Origin of the sequence: Microbacterium sp. XT11 (assembly GCF_001513675.1) — a bacterium.
Classification (GTDB): Bacteria; Actinomycetota; Actinomycetes; order Actinomycetales; family Microbacteriaceae; genus Microbacterium.
Genome location: NZ_CP013859.1, coordinates 3,114,020 through 3,133,563, shown reverse-complemented (window position 1 = coordinate 3,133,563; position 19,544 = coordinate 3,114,020). Strand labels below are relative to the sequence as shown.

Genomic DNA, 19,544 nt, shown 5'->3' with positions numbered 1-19,544 from the left:
TGGTCAGTGCAGGGAGTCGTCGGCCGAGGTGCGCACCCATCGCGTGAAGACGACGGTGAGACCCGCGCGGGTGGGCGCGGCGAGGAACGGGCCGGCGGATGCCGCGGCCGCGCCGTCGAACGGGGCCACGCGCACGAGCCGCCAGTCGCCGTCTCCTGCGCGGGCTCGCACGATGACGGCATCCGGCCACCGGCTCACCCGCACGGTGAGCTCGCTGTCGCGCCAGTCGTCGACGTGACCGACGGACCAGTCGGAGCTCCCGTCGGTGACGACGGCGCCGAGTCCCAGATGCCCGTCGGCGAACTCGACGCCGGCCTTGATCCAGCGCTCGTCGTCGATCCGCACGAAGATCCCTGCCTGGTCGAACTGCCCCTCCCAGGGTGCGTGGAACGTCACCTCCATGGCTTCGCCGACCGCCAGCGGGGCGACGAGGGCGTGCTCGGTGTCGTGGACGAACCCGTACGCCGTGTGGCGCCAGGCGTCACTGTCTTCGACCGCGGTGACCACGAGGGCGTCGCCCTGCGGAGCGGCGGATGCGGGCTCGTGCGTCCAGGTTCCGTCGGTCCAGGGGATGGGGGTCATCTCAGGCATAGATCGAGAATATAACCAATTCAAGCATAAAGCGAGACTATTCGTGCTACGGTAATCGCATGGTCATCGCGGTCCTCGCAGACATCGTCGGGTCGCGGCGCCTCCGCGACCGAGGCGCTGCGCAGCACGTGCTCGATCAGGCCATCGCCGACGTCGACGACGACCTGCCTCTCGCCCTCCAGCGCCTCACGCCCACCGTGGGCGATGAGCAGCAGGGCGTCTACCGCACCCTCTCCGACGCGCTCGTCTCGCTCCTCATGATCCAGCTGCGGCTGCCCGACGGCGTCGCCTTCCGCTTCGGTGTGGGCATCGGCGAGGTGCGCACGGTCGCTTCGGTGCACGGAGAGCTGTCGGACGGACCCGGGTGGTACGCCGCGCGGGAGGCGATCGAGACCGTGCACGCCCGAGAAGCGCGCGCCGTGCCGCGCACGCGCAGCTGGATTGTCGGAGCCCCGGGGCAGGATGAAGTCATGCAGAGCACGATCGCCGCGTCGAACGCGTACCTCCTCGTGCGCGACGAACTGGTGGGCGCCATGAGCGAACGCGAACGCCGCCTCACCTACGGTCGTCTGCTCGGCCGCTCGCAGCACGACCTCGCCGCCGAAGAGGGCGTGACCCAGCCGAGCGTCTCGAAGGCGCTGCGCACCGCCGGGTCCGCCGCCATCATCGAGGGCGTCACGGCGCTCAGGGGAGAGCCGTCGTGATCGCCGCGGGACTCCTGCTCCTGGCCGTCGGGGCTGCCGATCTCGTACGGCAGTTCGCTCCGCGCCGGTGGATCGGCTACCTCGCCGTCGTGGTGGTCCTCCTGCTGCTCGGAAGCGTGAGCGACGCGCTCCTGCCCACGGCTGCCGCGCTCGCGGTCGGCGCGCTGTGGGTGTGGAGCATGCCCGACGACCGCCCGACACCGCTCGGCTTCTGGCCTGCGGTGCTCCTCGCGCTCGTCGTCGTCGGCGCGGTCGTCTGGCTGCCGTCCCGCGTCGAGTCCGGACTGATCGGCGAGGTCTGGGTGCTCCGATCCCCGTTCGGCGACGTGCCCTTCGATCTCGCCGTTCTCGCGCTGGGCGCTGCGGTGTTCCTCCTCGAGTCGTCGAACCTCGTCGTCCGCGCGGCACTCGACGGCGAGCACACCTGGCGTCCCGTCGACGCGCGCGCCGAGAGGAGCGGGCCCCCCGCGAGCGCGCCCGCCGCCCTGACTGACGGAGAGTCCCCGGCCGCTCCTCGTTCCGGCTTCCAAGGCGGCCGGCTCATCGGTCCGCTCGAGCGGATGCTGGTGCTGATCCTTACCCTCGCCACCGCCTACCCGGTCCTGGCGGCCATGCTCGCGGCGAAGGGCATCGTGCGGTTCCCGGAGATCTCACGCGACGGCGAGACCGGGGCGAGAGCCGAGTACTTCCTCGTCGGCAGCCTCGTCAGCTGGGTGATCGCACTCGGTGCAGCCTTCCTCGTGTGGTGGGCGGCGCACAGCTGACCGCACGCGCAGCGGATGCGACTGCGCAAACGCGGATGCCGCGCGCTGATAGCCTTGAGCGCGTGTCAACTCCCGCTCTGACGACCGCGACACCGGCGATCGACCCCTCGTTCGAGAACGTGTGGGACGAACTGGTGTGGCGCGGCCTCGTCCACGTGTCCACCGACCAGGAGGCGCTGCGCGCCCTGCTCGCGGGAGACCCCATCACGTATTACTGCGGGTTCGACCCCACGGCGCCGAGCCTGCACCTGGGCAATCTCGTGCAGCTGCTGACCCTTCGTCGCATCCAGCTCGCCGGTCACAAGCCGCTCGGGCTCGTCGGCGGATCGACGGGTCTCATCGGTGACCCTCGGCCCACCGCCGAGCGCACGCTCAACACGCGCGAGACCGTGGCCGAGTGGGTCGACCGGCTGCGGTCGCAGGTGGAGCGCTACCTGAGTTTCGAGGGCGAGAACGCCGCGCGGATCGTCAACAACCTCGACTGGACGGCTCCGCTGTCGGCGATCGACTTCCTGCGCGAGATCGGCAAGCACTATCGCGTCGGGACCATGCTGAAGAAGGACGCGGTCGCCGCGCGATTGAACTCGGATGCGGGCATCAGCTACACGGAGTTCAGCTACCAGATCCTGCAGGGGCTGGATTTCCTGGAGCTGTACCGGCAGTACGGCTGCGTGCTGCAGACCGGTGGCAGCGATCAGTGGGGCAACCTCACCAGCGGCACGGACCTCATCCACCGGGTCGAGGGCGTTTCGGTGCACGCGATCGGCACGCCGCTGATCACGAACAGCGACGGCACGAAGTTCGGCAAGAGCGAGGGCAATGCCGTCTGGCTGGATGCCGACATGTGCAGCCCGTACCGCATGTACCAGTTCTGGCTGGGAACGGCCGACGCCGACGTGATCGACCGCCTCAAGGTGTTCACGTTCCTCACCCGCGCGGAGATCGAGGAGTACGCCGCTCTCGTGGAGTCGGAGCCGTTCCGTCGTGCTGCCCAGAAGCGCCTCGCCCTCGAGGTCGTCGCCACGGTGCACGGCATCGAGGCGGCCGAGTCCGTGATCGCGGCATCCGAGGCGCTGTTCGGCCAGGGCGACCTGAGGGCGCTCGACGCGGCCACCCTGCGTTCGGCGCTCGAGGAGCTCCCGCATGCCGAGGTCGCGACCGGCACGCCCGTGATCGAGGCGCTCGTGACCACGGGGCTGGTCTCGAGCCTGTCGGAGGCGCGGCGTGCGATCGCACAGGGCGGTGTGTCGCTCGACGGTGAACGGGTGGACGAGGACACGGCCGTGGTGACGGGATCGCTCCCCGGCGGCGTCTCGGTGCTCCGGCGCGGCAAGAAGACGCTCGCCGGCCTGTTCGTCGGCTGAGCAGGGCGGATGCCGTTCACCGCGAGCCACGCCGTCGTGGCGCTGCCGTTCATCCGTACCCGGCTGGTCCCGTCGGCGATCGCGATCGGGGCGATGACCCCCGACCTGCCGCTGTTCCTCCGCGGGACGGGCGTGAGCTACGGGTTCACGCACGGCGTCGAGAACGTCCTGTGGACCGCACTGCTCGCATCGGTGCTGTTCGCGGTCTGGCGGTTCGTGCTGCGCCCAGCCGTGCCGCAACTGGTCCCGCGGCCGCTCGCCGTGCGCCTTCCCGCCGAGTGGAACCGGTGCGGGATGCGGTCGTGGCGCGACGTGCTCGGTGTCGGACGCCGGCGCACCGATGTGCTCTGGCTGGCGCTGTCCCTGGTCATCGGCGTGCTGTCGCACATCGCGTGGGACCTGTTCACCCACGAAGGACGCGGCGGGGTGATGCTGATTCCCGCACTCGACCAGCTGTGGGGGCCGTTGCCCGGCTACAAGTGGCTGCAATACGGGTCGAGCGCAGCCGGGCTCGTCGTCATCGCGCTCTGGGGGGCGCTCCGGCTGCGCCGGCTCGTGCCGGGCGAGCCACCGTCGCGTGTCGTGCCGACGGGCGTCGTCATCGCATGGTGGTGCTCGCTCCCCGTGATCCTGATCGTCGCGTGGGCCGCAGGTGTGCTGGCGTTCGGGCCGTTCACCGCCGAGTTCACCCCGCGCCATCTGGCGTACCGCGTGCTCCCGCCGGCCTGCGCCGTGTGGGGAGCCCTCACGCTGGTGCTCTGCCTGTCGATGCCGCTGTTCGCACGGGCTCACCAGCGAGGCTGATCCGACCCCCAGGCGTGGGGCGCGGCGAACTCCGCTCCGGGGATCGCGGGGCGGACCGTGACCACCGATCCGCTCCCGACCGCGAACTCCGCGACATGCGCTGAGGGGTCGAACTCGACCGCGGCCGGGGGTTCCGGGCGACGCGGCATCCCGAGCAGCTCGGCGGCGACGCGCAGGAGCGACGTCCGCACGATCCAGCTCCCTCCCTCCTCGGCCCGACGTCGGAGCAGCGCGATCACGGCGGCAGCGAGGAGATACCCGGCGCTGTGGTCAAGGGCCTGCGCAGGGAGGGCGCCCGGCGTCTCGCCGTCGACGGACTCGATGAACGATATCCCCGTCTCCGCCTGGACGAGGCTGTCGAACCCCGCGCGGTCCGGCTGCTCCGCCCCCCACGCGCTGAGCTGCGCGATGACGAGACCCGGGTGGCGCTCGGCGAGCGACATCGGATCCAGGCCGAGACGCTCGAGCGCCGCGGGGCGATAGCCGAGCACGACGACATCGGCGCGGGAGAGCAGCTCGCGCATGGCTCCGGAGCGCGCGTCGAGCACGGTGGTCCTCTTGCCGTGGCCCGTGTCGAGGTGCTGCCACTCCGGCTCAGGGAGCTGCGGGGGATCGACGCGCAGCACGTCGGCTCCGAGCTGCGCGAGAGCGCGCGTCGCGACTGGGCCGGCGATGACGCGCGTGAGATCGAGCACGCGGACGCCCTCGAGCGGTCGCGGCCCGGTGCCGATGCCCCGCGCGGTCGGCGCGTCGCCTGCCCGCTCCACGCCGAGCACGGGCGCGGTCCGGAGCGCGGCGTGCGCGCGCGGCTGCTCGTGGCGCACCTGCACGGCGAGTCCGCCCGCAGACGTGATGGCGAGCGTCGCGTCCGCGGCCGACATCCGTTGGAGCACTCGTGCCATGCTCTCCGGGTCGTCGACACGGAGCGCGGCATGAAGGCGCCGTGCGTGATGCGGGTAGTTGCCGTGCGTGCGGATCCAGCCGTCGCCGGTCTGCCAGAACCGCGAGTACGGCGACCACACCGTCGGCACCGCGCCGTCGACGAGGAGCGCCCGGTCGCTGCGGTACGAGAGCGCCACCCTGTCCGGGTCGGGGGAGCGACGGATGCCGGCCGCTGCGGTGGCGGTGCTGACGCTTGCCCACGCCAGGTCGGCGGTGGCCAGCCGTGAGGGCAGCGGCACGGGGTGCGCCGGCGGCGCGAGATGACGGTCGGCCAGGAGGCGCAGGCCGAGCTCGTCCCACACGCGAGCGAACAGCGCGGCCGCCGGGTCGGGGGAAGGAGTGGCGCTCATGCAGCGATGCTACTCGCGTGCGTCGATCCCGTCGGAGGTGTGGTTTCCGTCGCTGGCCTGGGCAGAACCCGTCCATCCCAGCACGCGACACGCCCGGGATGTACGGCCCGATTTGCCAGACACCCGCAATCCACGTAAGTTAGTACCTGTTCGCCCCACAGGGAAGCGGAGAGGCCGAGAGCCTCACCCCCCTCAAGCGGAGAACCACTCCCGATCCCCTCACTTGTGAGAACAGGCCTCTGCGTCTAGGATGGGAGATCCACCCCTTCTGCGATCGTCAACGATCGTGCGGTGAGCCTCCGGTTCACGAATCGCGTCGGTTTGATGTGTGGGGGAGGGTGGGTATGATTGTGAAGTTGCCCTTCGGGCCTGGTTGTGATGGCTGGGTCGGGGGAGCGTCCGATCCTTGAGAACTCAACAGCGTGCACTTGTCAAATGCCAAATTTTCCTCGTCCAGTCTTCGGGCTGGTTGAGAATTCCTTTGGATCATTGATGTGAATGTCAGTTTGATATTCATTCTTTTGGTCAGTTTCAAACTCGCTGCGTCGCCGTTTTTCCCGGTGGTGTATGCATTTCTTTTTTACGGAGAGTTTGATCCTGGCTCAGGATGAACGCTGGCGGCGTGCTTAACACATGCAAGTCGAACGGTGAACACGGAGCTTGCTCTGTGGGATCAGTGGCGAACGGGTGAGTAACACGTGAGCAACCTGCCCCTGACTCTGGGATAAGCGCTGGAAACGGCGTCTAATACTGGATATGAGCCATGAAGGCATCTTCTGTGGTTGGAAAGATTTTTCGGTTGGGGATGGGCTCGCGGCCTATCAGCTTGTTGGTGAGGTAATGGCTCACCAAGGCGTCGACGGGTAGCCGGCCTGAGAGGGTGACCGGCCACACTGGGACTGAGACACGGCCCAGACTCCTACGGGAGGCAGCAGTGGGGAATATTGCACAATGGGCGGAAGCCTGATGCAGCAACGCCGCGTGAGGGATGACGGCCTTCGGGTTGTAAACCTCTTTTAGCAGGGAAGAAGCGAGAGTGACGGTACCTGCAGAAAAAGCGCCGGCTAACTACGTGCCAGCAGCCGCGGTAATACGTAGGGCGCAAGCGTTATCCGGAATTATTGGGCGTAAAGAGCTCGTAGGCGGTTTGTCGCGTCTGCTGTGAAATCCCGAGGCTCAACCTCGGGCCTGCAGTGGGTACGGGCAGACTAGAGTGCGGTAGGGGAGATTGGAATTCCTGGTGTAGCGGTGGAATGCGCAGATATCAGGAGGAACACCGATGGCGAAGGCAGATCTCTGGGCCGTAACTGACGCTGAGGAGCGAAAGGGTGGGGAGCAAACAGGCTTAGATACCCTGGTAGTCCACCCCGTAAACGTTGGGAACTAGTTGTGGGGTCCATTCCACGGATTCCGTGACGCAGCTAACGCATTAAGTTCCCCGCCTGGGGAGTACGGCCGCAAGGCTAAAACTCAAAGGAATTGACGGGGACCCGCACAAGCGGCGGAGCATGCGGATTAATTCGATGCAACGCGAAGAACCTTACCAAGGCTTGACATATACGAGAACGGGCCAGAAATGGTCAACTCTTTGGACACTCGTAAACAGGTGGTGCATGGTTGTCGTCAGCTCGTGTCGTGAGATGTTGGGTTAAGTCCCGCAACGAGCGCAACCCTCGTTCTATGTTGCCAGCACGTTATGGTGGGAACTCATGGGATACTGCCGGGGTCAACTCGGAGGAAGGTGGGGATGACGTCAAATCATCATGCCCCTTATGTCTTGGGCTTCACGCATGCTACAATGGCCGGTACAAAGGGCTGCAATACCGTGAGGTGGAGCGAATCCCAAAAAGCCGGTCCCAGTTCGGATTGAGGTCTGCAACTCGACCTCATGAAGTCGGAGTCGCTAGTAATCGCAGATCAGCAACGCTGCGGTGAATACGTTCCCGGGTCTTGTACACACCGCCCGTCAAGTCATGAAAGTCGGTAACACCTGAAGCCGGTGGCCTAACCCTTGTGGAGGGAGCCGTCGAAGGTGGGATCGGTAATTAGGACTAAGTCGTAACAAGGTAGCCGTACCGGAAGGTGCGGCTGGATCACCTCCTTTCTAAGGAGCATCTGAGGTCTTCGGGCCTCCAGAACCCGGATCGAGCCCGAATGTGGTTCGCTGGGAGCTCATGGGTGGAACATTTGACATGGCATCGAGAGTGGATCTCGGGTTAGTACGCAGCTTGCTGTGGGAACGTCTGGGTGAAGGGTTTCGGTGCCTGCACGCTGTTGGGTCCTGAGGGACCGGGCCGGCCGTTGGGTTGGACTGTTCCTCTGGGCCTTTCGTTGTCTCCCGGGTGGGAGGGGCGAGGGGTACCGACCGTACTTTGAGAACTACACAGTGGACGCGAGCATCTTAGAGACGATCCCTTCGGGGGTCGTTTCACAACGAATGATCGATAGATCAGCTCATGTGATTTCAAGTCTTTAAGAGCAAACGGTGGATGCCTTGGCATCTGGAGCCGAAGAAGGACGTAGCAATCTGCGATAAGCCTCGGGGAACTGATAAGCAAGTTTTGATCCGAGGGTGTCCGAATGGGGAAACCCCGCTGGGCGGCGTGCCGACCTAGTGACTCCCGTCTGAATATATAGGGCGGGTAGAGGGAACGTGGGGAAGTGAAACATCTCAGTACCCACAGGAAGAGAAAGCAACAGCGATTCCGTGAGTAGTGGCGAGCGAAACCGGATCAGGCTAAACCTAGCGTGTGTGAGAGCCGGCAGGCGTTGCACGTTGGGGGTTGTGGGACTTTCCTGTCAGTTCTGCCGAACTGGCGACGTGACAGAAGCGTATAGACGAACGGTCTTGAAAGGCCGGTCATAGAGGGTGCCAACCCCGTAGTCGAAATGCGTGTTCTGGCGTGGAGAGTATCCCGAGTAGCACGGGGCCCGTGAAATCCCGTGTGAATCTGTCAGGACCACCTGATAAGCCTAAATACTCCCAGATGACCGATAGCGGACAAGTACCGTGAGGGAAAGGTGAAAAGTACCCCGGGAGGGGAGTGAAATAGTACCTGAAACCGTTTGCTTACAAACCGTTGGAGCACCCCTGGTAGGTGTGACAGCGTGCCTTTTGAAGAATGAGCCTGCGAGTTAGTGATATGTGGCGAGGTTAACCCGTGTGGGGTAGCCGTAGCGAAAGCGAGTCTGAATAGGGCGTTTCAGTCGCATGTCCTAGACCCGAAGCGAAGTGATCTATCCATGGCCAGGCTGAAGCGACGGTAAGACGTCGTGGAGGGCCGAACCCACTTAGGTTGAAAACTGAGGGGATGAGCTGTGGATAGGGGTGAAAGGCCAATCAAACTTCGTGATAGCTGGTTCTCTCCGAAATGCATTTAGGTGCAGCGTTGCGTGTTTCTTGCCGGAGGTAGAGCTACTGGATGGCCGATGGGCCCTACAAGGTTACTGACGTCAGCCAAACTCCGAATGCCGGTAAGTGAGAGCGCAGCAGTGAGACTGTGGGGGATAAGCTTCATAGTCGAGAGGGAAACAACCCAGACCACCAACTAAGGTCCCTAAGCGCGTGCTAAGTGGGAAAGGATGTGGAGTTGCTCTGACAACCAGGAGGTTGGCTTAGAAGCAGCCACCCTTGAAAGAGTGCGTAATAGCTCACTGGTCAAGTGATTCCGCGCCGACAATGTAACGGGGCTCAAGCACGCCACCGAAGTTGTGGCATTGACATTAGTGGTAGGCCTTCGTGGTCCAGCCGTGTTGATGGGTAGGAGAGCGTCGTGTGGCGGGTGAAGCGGCAGAGTGATCTAGCCGTGGACGCTACACGAGTGAGAATGCAGGCATGAGTAGCGAAAGACGTGTGAGAAACACGTCCTCCGAAAGACCAAGGGTTCCAGGGTCAAGCTAATCTTCCCTGGGTAAGTCGGGACCTAAGGCGAGGCCGACAGGCGTAGTCGATGGACAACGGGTTGATATTCCCGTACCGGCGAAGAACCGCCCAAGCTAATCCAGTGGTGCTAAACGTCCGAACCATCACATCGTCACCTTCGGGTGGCACCGTGGTGGGGAGCACGTGACCCCATGCTGGTGCGGTTAGCGTATTAACAGGTGTGACGCAGGAAGGTAGCCCAAGCCAGGCGATGGTTGTCCTGGTGCAAGTGCGTAGGCCGAACGGTAGGCAAATCCGCCGTTCATGCAGGCTGAGACACGATGCGGATGAAAAGTGGGTGATCCTATGCTGCCGAGAAAAGCATCGACGCGAGGTTCTAGCTGCCCGTACCCCAAACCGACTCAGGTGGTCAGGTAGAGAATACCGAGGAGATCGAGAGAATCGTGGTTAAGGAACTCGGCAAAATGCCCCCGTAACTTCGGGAGAAGGGGGGCCATCCACTTATTAGGACCTGCTCCGAAAGGGTGTGGTGGCCGCAGAGACTAGTGGGTAGCGACTGTTTACTAAAAACACAGGTCCGTGCCAAGTCGCAAGACGATGTATACGGACTGACGCCTGCCCGGTGCTGGAAGGTTAAGAGGACCGGTTAGCCGTAAGGCGAAGCTGAGAATTTAAGCCCCAGTAAACGGCGGTGGTAACTATAACCATCCTAAGGTAGCGAAATTCCTTGTCGGGTAAGTTCCGACCTGCACGAATGGCGTAACGACTTCCCAACTGTCTCAACCGCGAACTCGGCGAAATTGCATTACGAGTAAAGATGCTCGTTACGCGCAGCAGGACGGAAAGACCCCGTGACCTTTACTACAGCTTGGTATTGGTGTTCGGTGTGGCTTGTGTAGGATAGGTGGGAGACTGTGAAGCGGGTACGCCAGTATTCGTGGAGTCATTGTTGAAATACCACTCTGGTCACTCTGGATATCTAACTTCGAACCGTGATCCGGTTCAGGGACAGTGCCTGGTGGGTAGTTTAACTGGGGCGGTTGCCTCCCAAAAAGTAACGGAGGCGCCCAAAGGTTCCCTCAACCTGGTTGGCAATCAGGTGTCGAGTGTAAGTGCACAAGGGAGCTTGACTGTGAGACTGACAGGTCGAGCAGGGACGAAAGTCGGGACTAGTGATCCGGCAGTGGCTTGTGGAAGCGCTGTCGCTCAACGGATAAAAGGTACCTCGGGGATAACAGGCTGATCTTGCCCAAGAGTCCATATCGACGGCATGGTTTGGCACCTCGATGTCGGCTCGTCGCATCCTGGGGCTGGAGTAGGTCCCAAGGGTTGGGCTGTTCGCCCATTAAAGCGGTACGCGAGCTGGGTTTAGAACGTCGTGAGACAGTTCGGTCCCTATCCGCTGCGCGCGTAGGAAGTTTGAGAGGATCTGACCCTAGTACGAGAGGACCGGGTTGGACGAACCTCTGGTGTGTCAGTTGTTCCGCCAGGAGCACCGCTGATTAGCTACGTTCGGGATGGATAACCGCTGAAAGCATCTAAGCGGGAAGCCGGCCTCAAGATGAGACTTCCATACCTTCGGGTGAGAGGCTCCCAGCCAGACTACTGGGTTGATAGGCCAGATGTGGAAGTGCAGTAATGCATGCAGCTGACTGGTACTAATAAGCCGATGACTTGATAACACACCCGTTGCGGGTGCCCGCGTCCACTTTGTGGTTCTCGATGTACGGTCGAAAACCACCGACACGATGAACACACGTGTGTCATCGCTAGGTTTTTGAAACATCAATAGTGTTTCGGCGGCCATAGCGTGAGGGAAACGCCCGGTCACATTCCGAACCCGGAAGCTAAGCCTCACAGCGCCGATGGTACTGCAGGGGGGACCCTGTGGGAGAGTAGGACACCGCCGGACTCCTTTTACGTAAAATGGCCACCCAGAGCTGGGTGGCCATTTTACGTTTCAGCCGTAGAGGAGAGTCATGTCGGAAGAGGAAGAGCGTCGCCCGCGCCGCAGAAGCGAAGGCGGTTCACGTGACCACATTCCTTCCCGTGATCGCTCCCGCGGCGACCGCGATCGCACCTCTCGGCCCCGTAGCGATGGCGAGAGGCGCCTCCCGCGCGACGGCGCTAAGCCGCGTCATGACGGCGACAGGAGCTTCTCCCGCGACGGCGCTAAGCCGCGTCGTGACGGTGACAGGAGCTTCTCCCGCGACGGTGGCAAGCCGCGTCGTGACGGTGGCAAGCCGCGTCGTGACGGTGACAGGAGCTTCTCCCGCGACGGCGCTAAGCCGCGTCGTGACGGGGGAGCGCGACGTGGAGCCGGCGCAGGGAAGTCTTTCCCGCAGCGTGGCGGCGCCGGTCGGGAACGATCGATCCACTCGTCGAGCGAGCGTCCGCGTTTCAACGATCCGGTGATTCCCGAAGAGGTCACCGCACGGGACTTGCATCCGTCCGCACGGAACGAGCTCAAGACCCTCAGCAAGGAGAACGCCGAGCAGGTCGCGCGTCACCTGGCGATGGCGTCGCGTCTCATCGACGATGATCCTGCGCTCGCGCACGAGCATGCTCTGGCTGCATCACGGCGCGCCGGACGGATCGCGATCGTGCGCGAGACGCTCGGGATCACGGCGTATGCGACGGGAGACTTCGCGCTCGCTCTTCGTGAGCTGCGCACCTATCGCCGGATCTCCGGCAAGGACGATCAGATCGCGCTCATGGTCGACAGTGAGCGGGGGATCGGACGACCCGATCGCGCCCTGGAGACCGGACGCTCCGTCGACCGCGCGACGCTGCCGACCCCGGTGCGTGTGGCGCTGGCGATCGCGATGTCGGGTGCGCGACTGGACCAGGGCGATCTGGAGCTCGCGCTCGGCGAGCTCGAGATCCCCGAGCTCGACCCCGACCGCGCGTTCGAGTGGAGCCCCGCGCTCTTCGCTGCTCGGGCCGCCGTGCTCGAAGACCTCGGACGTACGGAGGAAGCGGCCTTCTGGAGTCGTCGCGCAGACGTCGCCGCCGAAGCACTCGGCATCGACGAGGCAGGCGACGAAGAGCTCATCGTCGAGGACGGGCTCATCGATGACGCCGACATCATGGAGACGGACGCCGCCCGACCCGAGGCAGAGCCGTCGATCGAGGATGAGGTGCGCGAGCTTCTCGGAGAGGACGACGCGGCCGACACGAACGGCAAGGAGAAGTGATGGGACTGTTCTCGAAGAAGCCTGCGGCACGCACCCCCCTCGACGGAATCGATACCGTTCTCGCTGATCTCGACGGCGTGGTGTACGCCGGCCCTGGTCCGCTGCCGCATGCCATCGAGAGCCTGAACGCGGCGGCGGCGAAGGCACGTCTCGGCTACATCACCAACAACGCCTCGCGCACGGATGCGTCGGTCGCCGAGCACCTGCGCAGCCTCGGCCTCAACGTCGAGCCGTCCGACGTCGTCACCAGCCCTCAGGCAGCCACGCGACTGCTCTCGAGCATGGTTCCGCCGCCCGCGACGATCTTGGTGGTCGGTGGCGACGGACTCGTCGACGAGCTGCACAAGGCCGGGTACTCAGTGACCCGCAGCGCCGATGACGCACCCGCCGCGGTGGTGCAGGGCTTCGCACCCGAGGTGGCGTGGACGGACCTCGCCGAGGCGGCATTCGCCCTCAAGGTTCCCGAGGAGGAGGGCGGCATCCCGTGGATCGCCACCAACACCGACTGGACCATCCCGCGGGAGCGTGGCGTCGCGCCCGGGAACGGCACGTTGGTCTCCGCCGTGCACACCGCGGTCGGCCGTCTCGCGACCGTCGCGGGCAAGCCCGAGGTCCCGATCTTCGAGGAGGCCAAGGCGCGCTTCCAGGCGACGCGCGCACTCTTCATCGGCGACCGCCTCGACACCGACATCATGGGTGCCGTGCGTGCAGGCATCGACTCGGCACTCGTGCTCACCGGGATCGATCGGCCCAAGCACGTCCTCGCCGCCCCGGAGGGGTCCCGCCCCACCTACATCCTCAGCGACCTGCGTGAGCTGCACCAGCCATACCCGCCCTCCACGGAGAAGGACGGCGTGCACTGGGTGAACGGCGCAGGCGTGCGCGTGCGCGGCGGTGACGTCGAGATCGTGGCGGAGGGCGGCGCTCAGATCGACCTGCTCCGCGCCGGTGCCGCGGCGATCTGGGCGTCGGGGACTCCGGTCTTCGTGCTGCGCGTCCCCGAGCGCCTGTACGACGATCCCTTCCATCGCCCCTGATGCGCATGTTCTGCGCCGGCAGCGCGAGCCGCTCTCCGGTGTCCGACGTCCCGCGTACAGTGGAAGGGTGACCGAAGAGACGACTGCGCCGACTGATGGCCTGTGGAGCCGCCTCCGTCTGATCGAGGGACAGCCGCTGGCCGACCGTGCCGACGCGTACGCCGCGCTGCACGATGACCTGTCTCGACGCCTCGAGAGCGGGGCCAAGCTCGACCAGCGCGACGCGTCCGGTTCCCGATGACCCGACTCGACGCCGCACTCGCTGCGCGAGGCCTGGCGCGATCGAGGTCGCACGCCGCGACGCTCATCGCCGACGGGCTCGTGAGCGTCGACGGGCGCCCCGTCGTCAAGCCGTCGACGCCGGTCGACGATGCGTCTCAGCTGGTTGTCGCCGGCGCCGATCACTACGTCGGACGCGCTGCGCACAAGCTCATCGCCGCACTCGACGGCTTCGCGATCACGGTCGCCGGACGCCTCGCCCTCGACATGGGCGCGTCGACGGGCGGCTTCACGCAGGTGCTGCGCGAACGCGGGGCGCGACGCGTCCTTGCCGTCGACGTCGGGCACGGTCAACTCGCAGCTCCCGTGGCCGATGATCCCGGCGTCGTCTCCGTGGAGGGATACAACGTCCGGCACATGACGCGCGCGAACCTGTCCGCGGCGACGGGGGAGAACGACGCGCCCGACCTGATCGTCGGCGATCTGTCTTTCATCTCGCTCGAACTGGTCCTCCCCGCCGTGGCGTCGGTGGCCGCACCGGATGCCGACATCGTGCTGCTCGTCAAACCGCAGTTCGAGGTCGGACGCACCGCTGTCAAGGGCGGTCTCGTGACAGACCCCTCGACGCGTGCCGATGCCGTCGCCCGCACGGTGTGGAGCGCGTGGGACGTCGGCCTCGGCATGCTCGGCATCCTTCGCTCGCCGATTCTCGGTACGCACGGCAACACCGAGTACCTCGTGCACCTCGCACCAGGGCGGGGCAGTGATCCGTCAGAATGGTCAGACCGCATCAACGCACTGGCAGGGGGACGATGAACGAGCGCAACATCCTGGTCGTCGCTCACGCGGGCCGTGAGGACACCGTGGCCGCCGCTCGCCGCGTCGTCGATGCCCTGCGTCAATCGGGTGCCCGACCCGTGCTCGCCCGTGAGGACCGCGCGGACCTCGTCGCAGTCGACACCTTCTTCGCCGACGTCGCGGCGCTCGGCGATGACATCGACCAGTCGGAGCTGGAGCTGGCGATCGTCCTGGGTGGAGACGGGACGATCCTTCGCGCCGCCGAGCTGGTGCGCGGCTGCGAAGCGCCGGTGCTCGGGATCAACATGGGGCACGTCGGCTTCCTCGCCGAGATCGACCGCGACGACATGGACGCCGCAGTGCGCCGTGTGATCGACCGCGACTACGAGGTCGAGGAGCGCATGGCGCTCTCCGTGCGCGTCAAGGATGCCGAGGGCGCGGTCGTGTACGAGACCTGGGCTCTGAACGAGGCGACAGTCGAGAAGGCCAGCCGCGAGCGCATGATCGAGGTCGTGCTCGAGATCGACGGACGCCCGCTGTCGAGCTTCGGCTGCGATGGAATGGTCGTGTCCACACCCACCGGCTCGACCGCCTACAACTTCTCGGCCGGGGGCCCGGTGATCTGGCCGAGCGTGGAGGCGATCGCGGTCGTGCCGCTGTCCGCGCATGCGCTCTTCGCTAAGCCGCTGGTGGTGAGCCCCGAGGCAGCCGTGGCCATCGAGATGCTCGAGGGCACCTCCGGGTTCGGCATCCTCTGGTGCGACGGCAGGCGGTCGCACGACCTGCCGCCCGGCGCGAGGGTGGTCGTGCGGCGCTCGTCGCGGCCCGTCCGCCTGGCGCGGCTGCATCCGACGGCCTTCACGAACCGTCTGGTCCGCAAGTTCCAACTGCCGGTCGCGGGATGGCGTGGACAGGGGGCCTCGGCATGATCGAAGAGATGCGCATGCAGGGTCTCGGAGTGATCGCCGACGCCGTCCTCCCGCTCGGTGCCGGCTTCACCGCGATCACGGGAGAGACCGGGGCGGGCAAGACCATGGTGGTCACCGGGCTCGGACTGCTGCTCGGGCAGCGGGCCGACTCCGGCGCCGTGCGGGCCGGCTCGGCGCAGGCATCCGTCGCCGGCGTCTGGGTCGTTCCGCAGAACGGGCCGGTCGCCGACATCGTCGCGGATGCCGGAGGCGAGCTGGAACCGGCGGGCGATGGCCTCGGCGAGCTCTACGTGTCGAGGACGCTGAGCGCCGAGGGCCGCAGCAGGGCGAGCGTGGGGGGCCGCGCGGCCCCCGCCGGCGTGCTGTCGTCGCTCGCCGAGGAGCTCGTCGTCGTGCACGGTCAGTCGGAGCAGCTGCGATTGCGGTCGGCCGCCGCGCAGCGCGACGCCCTCGACCGCTTCGGAGGAGCACCCATCGCCGAGGCACTGGACGCCTATGCCGAATCGTATGCGCGATGGCGCGAGCTGGAGGCGCAGATCGCGGACATCACGCAGAACCGCGAACGTCGTCAGGACGAGGCGGCGCGCCTGCGCGAGGATCTTGCGCTCATCGAGGCCACGGCTCCGGAACCCGGCGAAGACCGTGAGCTCGCCGCACGGGCCGAGCGTCTGGCCAACGCCGAAGAGCTGAGGCTGGCCGCGACCGTTGCCCACGAAGCCCTCTCGAACGAAGAGGGTGCGCCCGATGTGTCGGCTCTGCTCGCCGAGGCCCGCCGTGCTCTCGAGCGCGCGTCCGATCCGACGCTCACAGAGCTCGCCGAGACCATCGCCGACATCGGCTACCGGGTCTCCGACGCCGCCGTGCAGCTGTCCGCGTTCCTGGCAGACCTGGACGAATCGGGCCCGCACGAGCTGGCCGCCGTCGAGGAGCGCCGTGCGGCGCTGAACGTGCTCGTTCGCGCCCACGGCTCCCTGGACGAGGCGCTCGAGCTGTGGAAGACGGGCTCCGCGCGTCTGGCGGAGCTGGACGACGACGATGACCGGCTCGGACGGCTCGAAGAGGAGCGCGACCGTGTGCGTTCCGTGCTCGACGAGCGCGCAGCGATCCTCACCGCGCGGCGATCCGACGCAGCCGCACGCCTCGGCGCCGCCGTGACCGAGGAGTTGCACGCGCTGGCGATGCCGGATGCGCGCCTCGAGGTGTCGGTGACCCAGGGCGCCGAGAGCTCGCATGGCCGTGACGATGTCGCCATCCTGCTCGCACCGCATCCGGGGGCGGAGCCGCGTCCGGTGGGCAAGGGGGCGTCGGGTGGTGAGCTCTCCCGGGTCATGCTGGCGATCGAGGTCGTCATCGCCGGCACCGATCCGGTGCCGACCTTCGTGTTCGACGAGGTGGACGCAGGCATCGGCGGAGCCGCCGCGATCGAGGTGGGCCGCAGGCTCGCCAAGCTCGCCGAGACCTCGCAGGTGATCGCCGTCACGCACCTCGCCCAGGTCGCCGCGTTCGCCACCAACCACCTCACCGTCGTCAAGTCGAACGACGGTGCCGTCACGGCGTCGAGCGTGCGCCGGCTGGACGGTGCGGAACGCGAGGCCGAGATGGCGCGCCTGCTCTCCGGGCTGGCTGACTCGGACGCCGCGCTCACCCATGCCCGCGAACTTCTCAGCCTGCGCGACTGATCGAACTGTTAGGATAGAAGCCCGTGATGAACTCTTCTTCAGCGGGGCCCAAGAACGACACGACCAAGCACATCTTCGTGACAGGTGGTGTCGTTTCGTCTTTGGGCAAGGGGCTCACAGCAGCCAGCCTCGGCAACCTGCTCACCGCGCGGGGCCTCCGCGTCGTGATGCAGAAGCTCGACCCGTATCTGAACGTCGACCCGGGGACGATGAACCCCTTCCAGCACGGCGAGGTGTTCGTCACCGACGACGGCGCAGAGACCGATCTCGACATCGGCCACTATGAGCGCTTCCTCGACATCAACCTGACGCAGGCCGCCAACGTCACCACAGGTCAGATCTACTCGCAGGTCATTGCGCGTGAGCGCCGCGGGGAGTACCTCGGCGACACGGTCCAGGTCATCCCGCACATCACCGACGAGATCAAGCGGCGCATGCGCCTGCAGGCGACCGAGGAGCCACGTCCCGACGTCATCATCACCGAGGTCGGGGGCACCGTCGGCGACATCGAATCGCAGCCCTTCCTCGAGTCGGCCAGGCAGCTGCGTCATGAACTTGGCCGCGACAACGTGTTCTTCGTGCACGTGTCGCTCGTGCCGTTCATGGGCGCGTCGGGCGAGCAGAAGACCAAGCCGACGCAGCACTCGGTCGCCGCCCTCCGTCAGGTCGGAATCCAGCCCGACGCGCTCGTGCTGCGCAGCGATCGCCCTGTGAGCGAGAGCAACCGGAACAAGATCGCCCTGATGTGCGACGTCGATGTCGAAGGCGTCATCAACACGGTCGACCTGCCCAGCATCTACGACATCCCCTCCACGCTGAACGCGCAGGGGCTCGACTCGTACATCGTGCGCCGACTCGGCCTCGCGGAGAAGGCCGACGAGGTCGACTGGTCGCGCTGGAACAAGGTCCTGCACGCCGTGCACAACCCGAAGCACGAGGTCACCATCGGCCTCGTCGGCAAGTACATCGACCTTCCGGATGCCTACCTGTCTGTGACCGAGGCGCTCAAGGCCGGCGGGTTCGCGCACGAGGCCAAGGTCAACATCCGCTGGATCCCGTCCGACCTGTGCGAGACGCCGGATGGCGCGAGGGAGCACCTCGCGCAGCTCGACGGCATCTGCGTGCCCGGCGGCTTCGGCATCCGCGGCATCGAGGGCAAGCTCGGCGCGCTGAAGTTCGCGCGCGAGCAGGGCATCCCGACTCTCGGTCTCTGCCTCGGACTTCAGTGCATGGTGATCGAGTACGCGCGCGACGTCGCCGGGATCGCGGGTGCGTCATCGAGCGAGTTCGACCCCGAGACGACCGAGCCGGTCATCGCCACCATGGCCGAGCAGGTGAAGATCCTCGACGGCGGCGACCTCGGCGGCACCATGCGCCTCGGCCTGTACCAGGCCGCTCTCGCGGAGGGATCGCTCGCGCGGGAGGTGTACGGCGCGCCTGTCGCGTCCGAGCGCCACCGTCATCGGTACGAGGTCAACAACGCGTACCGGGATCGGCTCTCCGAGGCTGGGCTGGTCTTCTCCGGCCTGAACCCCGAGCTCGACCTCGTCGAGTACGTGGAGCTGCCGCGCGACGTGCACCCGTACTACATCGCCACCCAGGCGCACCCGGAGCTGCGCTCGCGCCCCACGGATCCGCACCCGCTGTTCCGCGGACTCGTCGGCGCCGCCATCGAGCGTCACCGCGCGAGCGAGCTGTTCGACGTCAGCGACGATGCCTGAGGTCCTGCAGGACGACCGGTTCGAGCCGGAGATCCTCCACAGCGACGTCGTCTACGAGGGCGCCGTGTGGGATGTCCGGTCCGACCGGGTGCGGTACGGCGGCGGCGAGATCGTTCGGCAGTACGTCGATCACACCGGCGCCGTGGCGATCGTCGCCATCGACGACGATGACCGCGTGCTGCTCATCCAGCAGTACCGGCATCCGATCCGCCACCGCGACTGGGAGCTCCCCGCCGGGCTGCTCGACGTCGAGGGCGAGGACCCGCTCTCCGCCGCCAAGCGCGAGCTCGCCGAGGAGGCGGATCTCGCCGCCCGGCACTGGGAGCCGCTGCTGAGCACGTTCGCGACGCCCGGAGGCAGCAACGAGATCGTCCACTTCTTCCTCGCCACCGGGCTGACACCCATCGCGGATGCTCATGCGCGCGAGGATGAGGAAGCGGACATCCGGGTCGAGCGCGTTCCGCTCGCGGATGCCGTCGCGGGCGTGCTCGACGGTCGCATGCACAACGCCCTCCTCGCGATCGGCCTCCTGGCCGCCGAACGGCGACGCGCGGGGGCATGA

The 19,544-nt window shown here is 66.0% G+C and carries 14 protein-coding genes and 3 rRNA genes; 15 read left to right on the top strand and 2 right to left on the bottom strand.

The genetic code is table 11. The features are described 5' to 3' along the window. Positions 1–3: 3 nt before the first annotated feature. Entirely contained in the window at positions 4–591 is a 588-nt protein-coding gene (locus tag AB663_RS14925) for a DUF1349 domain-containing protein (protein ID WP_067200910.1), read from the bottom strand. A 59-nt stretch (positions 592–650) separates the two neighbouring features. On the opposite strand from AB663_RS14925, the gene AB663_RS14920 reads away from it, so the two are divergent. From AB663_RS14920 to AB663_RS14905, 4 genes are read left to right on the top strand one after another with little or no spacing between them, the layout of a single operon-like run. After that, entirely contained in the window at positions 651–1,295 is a 645-nt protein-coding gene (locus tag AB663_RS14920; protein ID WP_067200907.1) for a SatD family protein, read from the top strand. After that, the gene (locus AB663_RS14915; protein ID WP_067200905.1) at positions 1,292–2,059 is read left to right on the top strand and encodes a hypothetical protein; all 768 of its coding nucleotides are present in this window, start codon (positions 1,292–1,294) and stop codon (positions 2,057–2,059) included. The genes AB663_RS14920 and AB663_RS14915 overlap by 4 nt, the downstream gene beginning before the upstream one ends. 35 nt (positions 2,060–2,094) lie before the next feature. After that, a complete protein-coding gene (gene tyrS, locus AB663_RS14910) occupies positions 2,095–3,423 on the top strand; it encodes a tyrosine--tRNA ligase (protein WP_067200902.1) in 1,329 nt (442 codons plus the stop codon). 9 nt (positions 3,424–3,432) lie between these two features. Beyond that, positions 3,433–4,227 (top strand): DUF4184 family protein, encoded by a 795-nt coding sequence (locus tag AB663_RS14905; RefSeq protein ID WP_067200899.1) that lies wholly within the window; start codon positions 3,433–3,435, stop codon positions 4,225–4,227. On the opposite strand, the gene AB663_RS14900 is transcribed toward AB663_RS14905, so the two are convergent. Then, positions 4,212–5,519 (bottom strand): CoA transferase, encoded by a 1,308-nt coding sequence (locus tag AB663_RS14900; protein WP_083511269.1) that lies wholly within the window; start codon positions 5,517–5,519, stop codon positions 4,212–4,214. The genes AB663_RS14905 and AB663_RS14900 overlap by 16 nt on opposite strands. A gap of 579 nt (positions 5,520–6,098) precedes the next feature. Between AB663_RS14900 and AB663_RS14895 the strand changes: the two genes are divergently transcribed. The 11 genes from AB663_RS14895 to AB663_RS14850 all read left to right on the top strand — a co-directional run bounded on the left by AB663_RS14895 (position 6,099) and on the right by AB663_RS14850 (position 19,544). Next, positions 6,099–7,623: ribosomal RNA gene (locus AB663_RS14895) — 16S ribosomal RNA — on the top strand. A gap of 358 nt (positions 7,624–7,981) precedes the next feature. Continuing rightward, positions 7,982–11,084, top strand: a 23S ribosomal RNA gene (locus AB663_RS14890). Between the two features lie 113 nt (positions 11,085–11,197). Then, positions 11,198–11,314: ribosomal RNA gene (gene rrf, locus AB663_RS14885) — 5S ribosomal RNA — on the top strand. The 16S, 23S and 5S rRNA genes sit together here, the layout of an rRNA operon. A 499-nt stretch (positions 11,315–11,813) precedes the next feature. Continuing rightward, positions 11,814–12,599 carry a hypothetical protein gene (locus tag AB663_RS14880; protein ID WP_232304567.1) on the top strand — a complete coding sequence of 262 codons (786 nt, stop codon included), beginning with the start codon at positions 11,814–11,816 and terminating at the stop codon, positions 12,597–12,599. Beyond that, entirely contained in the window at positions 12,599–13,636 is a 1,038-nt protein-coding gene (locus AB663_RS14875) for an HAD-IIA family hydrolase (RefSeq protein WP_067200896.1), read from the top strand. The genes AB663_RS14880 and AB663_RS14875 overlap by 1 nt, the downstream gene beginning before the upstream one ends. 67 nt (positions 13,637–13,703) lie before the next feature. Continuing rightward, positions 13,704–13,877, top strand: coding sequence for a hypothetical protein (locus AB663_RS17440; RefSeq protein WP_198147885.1), 174 nt, complete (start codon positions 13,704–13,706; stop codon positions 13,875–13,877). Then, a complete protein-coding gene (locus AB663_RS14870) occupies positions 13,874–14,671 on the top strand; it encodes a TlyA family RNA methyltransferase (RefSeq protein ID WP_067200894.1) in 798 nt (265 codons plus the stop codon). The genes AB663_RS17440 and AB663_RS14870 overlap by 4 nt, the downstream gene beginning before the upstream one ends. Further along, a complete protein-coding gene (locus tag AB663_RS14865) occupies positions 14,668–15,582 on the top strand; it encodes an NAD kinase (protein ID WP_067200892.1) in 915 nt (304 codons plus the stop codon). The genes AB663_RS14870 and AB663_RS14865 overlap by 4 nt, the downstream gene beginning before the upstream one ends. Next, positions 15,579–17,261 carry a DNA repair protein RecN gene (gene recN / locus AB663_RS14860; RefSeq protein WP_067200889.1) on the top strand — a complete coding sequence of 561 codons (1,683 nt, stop codon included), beginning with the start codon at positions 15,579–15,581 and terminating at the stop codon, positions 17,259–17,261. Before AB663_RS14865 ends, recN begins: the two co-directional genes overlap by 4 nt. Before the next feature lie 26 nt (positions 17,262–17,287). Then, the gene (locus AB663_RS14855; protein WP_067200886.1) at positions 17,288–18,982 is read left to right on the top strand and encodes a CTP synthase; all 1,695 of its coding nucleotides are present in this window, start codon (positions 17,288–17,290) and stop codon (positions 18,980–18,982) included. After that, positions 18,975–19,544 carry an NUDIX domain-containing protein gene (locus AB663_RS14850; protein WP_067200883.1) on the top strand — a complete coding sequence of 190 codons (570 nt, stop codon included), beginning with the start codon at positions 18,975–18,977 and terminating at the stop codon, positions 19,542–19,544. Before AB663_RS14855 ends, AB663_RS14850 begins: the two co-directional genes overlap by 8 nt.